General features: G+C 33.1%; 5 protein-coding genes. All 5 read left to right on the top strand.

What is annotated here, in order from left to right; translation table 11 throughout:
- The first annotated feature begins 70 nt into the window (after positions 1–70).
- The 5 genes from LIZ98_RS16875 (at position 71) to LIZ98_RS16855 (ending at position 5159) form a co-directional block, all read left to right on the top strand.
- Positions 71–373 (top strand): hypothetical protein, encoded by a 303-nt coding sequence (locus LIZ98_RS16875; RefSeq protein WP_227140331.1) that lies wholly within the window; start codon positions 71–73, stop codon positions 371–373.
- Positions 358–1764, top strand: a complete 1407-nt coding sequence (locus tag LIZ98_RS18145; RefSeq protein WP_227203151.1) for a DEAD/DEAH box helicase — start codon at positions 358–360, stop codon at positions 1762–1764. The genes LIZ98_RS16875 and LIZ98_RS18145 overlap by 16 nt, the downstream gene beginning before the upstream one ends.
- Before the next feature lie 207 nt (positions 1765–1971).
- Positions 1972–2229 (top strand): hypothetical protein, encoded by a 258-nt coding sequence (locus LIZ98_RS16865; protein ID WP_108897353.1) that lies wholly within the window; start codon positions 1972–1974, stop codon positions 2227–2229.
- A 75-nt stretch (positions 2230–2304) separates the two neighbouring features.
- Positions 2305–3126, top strand: a complete 822-nt coding sequence (locus LIZ98_RS16860; RefSeq protein ID WP_052480407.1) for a hypothetical protein — start codon at positions 2305–2307, stop codon at positions 3124–3126.
- A 113-nt stretch (positions 3127–3239) separates the two neighbouring features.
- On the top strand, positions 3240–5159 hold the full coding sequence (locus LIZ98_RS16855; RefSeq protein ID WP_043988522.1) for an N-6 DNA methylase: 1920 nt from the start codon (positions 3240–3242) through the stop codon (positions 5157–5159).
- Positions 5160–5260 lie beyond the last annotated feature (101 nt).

Raw genomic sequence — 5260 nt, 5'->3', positions numbered from 1 at the left:
CGGTTGATTTCTCAAATGACTTTCTGCATGTGATTCGTTCAGCAGCCCCTATTTATCATTTACATTTAAAATGAATTGGTTTGGTACTGAAGAATCTCTATCTCATGAACAAAATACAAAGGTATTCGATACCGAATTTTTACGTGATTTGATGATAGAGCATCCTAATGAGCAATACGTTTATCATGATGGTGAATGGATTTATCTTGATCCAATTATGAGAAAAGATCTATTGGATCTTCCTGAAGATGAAGAATCTAAGGTTGGGAAACAGTATTCATTAGATATTAGAGATAACGAAAACGAATTGGAATATCAACTACCTGATGAGGGTACTCCTGAATTTAAAAATTACCCATTTCTGAAAACTTAAATGCTACGTTATTTGAACATCAAATACAAGGCTACCGATGGTTATGTCATCTTGAAGAACAAGGAAAAGGCGGTTTACTTGCAGATGATATGGGTCTTGGTAAAACAATTCAAGTTATTGCCTTTTTATTAAGACAGCAGAAAAGAAATAAACTTAAACCAACCTTAATTGTTCTTCCGATAGCGTTAATTGAAAATTGGCAAGAAGAAATTAGAAAATTTGCGCCGAGTCTTAACAGAAGTATTTATGTCCATAAAGGGAGTGGACGATATAAATCAGCGGAACAAATTAGCCAATTTGATATTATATTGACAAGCTATGATACATTAAAAATCGATCAACTTATTTTAGGGAAAATTGATTTCCAATCCATTATTTGTGATGAAGCACAAAATGTTAAATCCCATTCTAGTCAAAGATCTCGTGCATTACGAGCGATGAAGTACGAATTTCGTCTTGCAATGACAGGAACACCTGTTGAAAATAGTTTAGAAGAGTTATGGTCAATTATGGACTTTGTTCAACCTGGACGGCTCGGTTCATTACGTGAGTTTAAGCGGAAGTATAAGGAAACAGATGACTATGAAGGATTATTACGAGAAATTAAACCGTTTTACTTAAGACGAACAAAAGCTGAAGTATTGGATGATAGAATGCCGAGAAAATACATTAACGATCCAATACAAGTTGAAGCATCCCCATTACAAAAAGACATTTCTCATTCTATGTTACAAACAAAAGAAACTGGTCAAACTGCCATTTTAAACATGATAACCAAATTAAGACAGTTATATGGTCACCCTGGTGTTGTAATTAAAGATTACGAAAACTTACCGTACAAAGATATTCCAAAATTAAATGCTTTAATTGAAATTGTTGAAAAAATAAAAGCAAAAAATGAGAAAGTATTAATTTTCACGGAATTTAAAGGAATTCATTCCATTCTAAAGCGGATATTTATGAAAAAGTATGGTATCTCTGTACCAGTAATAGATGGAAGGACGAAAAATAGACCACTAGTAGTTAGTCAATTTAATCGCACTCCTGGCTTTGGGATTATGCTTTTATCTCCAAAAGCAGCAGGTGTTGGTTTAACGATTACGAGTGCAAACCATGTAATTCATTATACACGGTGGTGGAATCCTGCTGTTGAAAACCAAGCGACAGATAGAGCCTATCGTATAGGGCAAACGAAAGATGTTTTTGTTTATCATATCATGACAACCGATCACCACAATTTTCCTCACGGTACAGTAGAGGAATTGATGCATGAGCTATTAGAAAATAAACGTGAACTGGCTGAAAATGTAATTGTGCCATTTGATTATAAGGAAATCCAAAGAAGTCTTGTCAAAAAAATGGGCAATATGAAAGAATCAATCCTACATTAAGTATGGTTGTTTAGTGAATGAAAAGTCCTCTTTATAAAGAGGATTTTTTATTTAGGTTGTAAGTTACTATAAATTTTGTATCGAAAAATAAAGGGGATTACTTTTAAATAAAAAAGATATTAAAAATACCCTTTACAAGAATTCATAATTATGGTATAACTATATATGTAAGCAAATAAAACAACAATAATCCAAGGAGGAAGTATGATGACAGTAATTAATATTGAAAAAGTTGAATTTGATGAAAGTAAAATCGGAGAAAAGAGTAGTGTCGATATTCAATTCATAGTTAATGGTCATTCAGGTACGGCAAAAGTGGAGATTGATAAAAATTTAAAATTGAAAGCAATTTACGATGTTAAAATTGAAAAAGATAATAACAATGAATTGAAAAATGCAGGTGCGATGTATTTCCTTGCTCGAGCATTGCAATCTCGGTTTCAAACGTTAGCAAAAAATAAATAATTATTTTTTGTAGTGAATATAAAAAAGAATTCTAAATACTTTTATTAAGAATTGAATTAAAACGGAGGGGTATATATGGCCAACATATCTTTTATCCAGTATGAAATGAAAAGTGGAGAGCAGAAATTGTCTGAGGCACTTTATTTAAGGGGATTTTTTGTAGAAGAGAATAAGGGAATTTTTTCATTGGTGAATGGTAGTGAACAAGATGTGAAAGAATTAAAATGGTTACTTGAGCAATGTAAAATTCCTGTTATGTGGAATGATGATAAATTTCAATTATTAGTGAATCATTTGCCAACGGAAAAGGTGAGCGAGATTATTCATTTTGCAGGTCGTGATCATCCTGTAGGGATGGAGGCTTATCATTTTATGTGGAGAAGTTTTGTTACACGCCGTTTTGGTATTCGCATTAGCACATTAGATAATTGCCCATATACCGTTATGATGGCAAAAGCGTTAAACATAGCTGGAATCATCACCCTTTGTGGATGTAATGGTCACGGAAAACATCAACCAAACATTCGATTATCAGGTGTTTATAATGGTATTTGGTTTTCTATTATTCAAGAAGAATATTTAGCCGACCTCTCACTACATTATCGTTGGAACTTTGAATTTAATAAGAACACGAATGCAGCCTACATTTTAGCAAAGAAAGAGAAAATGGAAGATTGGGATATGATCAAAGTTTTGGCTGACTGTGAAAAAATGTCAAATGTGTTACTCAACCATGCAGAAGGAATTCGTGCCCTTAAGAAACAATGTTTTAAACGAAATATGAAAGAAAAAGCAGAAGCAATGCGAATTGCAGGAGATTTGAAAGGTTTATATCATTGGATGAAAAACATAGTAGAAGAACAATTAAGCCGAGGTGAAAAAAAGTTTAAAATTTAAAAGAATTTCTTAATGATTTATAAACTTATGGTAACATTATAATATAAGAAAATTTTTTTGGTTAATTAGAAAAAAGAATTCAAAATACTTTTTAGAGAAATTGGGAGGTCATTATGGAACAAGTGATTTTACAATTTAATAATGAACTTGAAAATCAATTTAAATCGAAATTAGATAATCATATTTGGGCTATTACATTGAAAATTCATACCTTGTTTTCAGCAATGGAAAAAACACGCTATAAAGATCAACTTCAATCCATTGGAACTAGGGATACGTTAATAACTAGCGCATCCGAAACAAAAATAAAAATGCTTCAATTAATGAAGGAGCTAGAAACAATTGTACCGGAATTAAATGGGGTCCTCTTAGACGAAGAATTGCAAAATATAGATGAACAAGATCTATTTAAAATCATTATTACTTTTAATCGTTTTGGCTTAAAACGAGATGATTATAAAAATCAAGATTCAGTAGTAGCCTTCTTTAAAGGCTTAATTGAAGAATATTTAACGAGCAAGAAAATTGTCGACATTACACCGAAGGAACTTATTCAATTGATGATTGAAGCCATTGAGCCTACAAATGGAACTGCATACGACGGTACAGCTGGGATTGGGAATATCATGGAAGGTGCTTATCATTATGCCAAAAGGAATAACGGTGAAGTGAAGGTTTTTGGCCAAGAACTAGACGAAGAACTGTATAAAATCGGAAAGTTAAACTTGTTTGTCCATGGGATTATTCCAGAAAATGGGGATTTATTATTGGGAGATACAATCCGCGATCCAAAATGGTTAGATGGCGATCAGATAAAACAATTCGATTATGTCCTCATGAATTTTTCCTTTGGTGTTCGTGATTGGGGCCATGATAAGGCTAAAGAAGATAAATATGGTCGCTTTGATTTATACGGAGTACCATCAAAGGCTCAAGGAGATTACGCCTTTATTATCCATGCTCTGTCCTCATTAAATAGCAATGGAAAAGCAGCTTTAATAGTTCCCTTTGGTACGTTAATCCGCGGGGGTGGTGAAAGAAAAATTCGCTCGATACTTTTAAAGGATGATGTCATTGAAAGTATCGTTGCGTTACCAGACAATTTATTTACAGGAACAGGGATTCAAGTTGCCCTACTTATTTTAAATAAAAATAAATCTGCAGAAAAACGAGGAAAAGTTCAATTGATTAATGCTGAAAATGACTATGGTAGAACAAGAACGTTGAAGTTTTTAGAAGAAAAACATATCGCAAAAATCGTCCATGCTCTTGAAGTCTATGAAAATGAAGAGCGTTATTCCAAAATTGTTTCAATCGATGAAATTGAAGAAAATCAATACGATTTAAATCCATCCCTTTATTTTGAAAACATCGAACTAAAAACAGAATTTGGCAAAGTTGAGTTTAATCGGAAAGAATATGAGAAAAGCGAAAATCTAGTCAAAATCAGTGATATTGCCGATGTCGTCCGCGGTGTCAACTTACCGGGGAAAAGACAAATGGAAAGTGGAGAAGGTGACGTTTACCCTGTCATCCAAATCCGTGATATTGAAAATGGGGAAATCTTGTTTGACCGCATTGAAAAGTTTCCAATTAAAGCGAGAGACATTGATCGGGTTACTGCAAAACCGGGTGACATCTTAGTTGCTAGCCGCGGTACCCAACAAAAAATTGCCATTGTCGCAGATATACAAGAAACCATTTTAGTATCAAGTATGTTTGTCATTATTCGAATTACGACAGATGACGTGGCACCAGAATATGTGAAACGAATACTCGAAAGTCCAATCGGACAATATTACTTCGAAGCAAACCAAAGCGGATCAATTGTAACTGTATTAACTCCTAACGATATAAAAGCAATAGAAATTCCGCTATTAGATAAAGAACAGCAAATAAAATTTGTCAACAAACTTAATCAAGCAGATGAAATTGTGAAAAAAGCGGAGGAAGAGAGGAGAAAAATTTATTTATCCGCTTATTACAATATAAGTACAGCAGCAAAATCTAGTATCTTTGTAAATTTACAATAGGTCAAAGGATATAAGACGATATTTCTAGTATTTAATTAAATAACTCACTCAGCTTTCGCAGTCCAAAATCTTGTTTAAATGCTTGATGTAAATGGTTTTGG

The organism is Caldibacillus sp. 210928-DFI.2.18 (assembly GCF_020554505.1).
Lineage (GTDB): Bacteria > Bacillota > Bacilli > Bacillales > Caldibacillaceae > Caldifermentibacillus > Caldifermentibacillus hisashii.
Note: the sequence above shows the minus strand (reverse complement) of the source record. Positions and strands in the feature narration are given on the sequence as shown.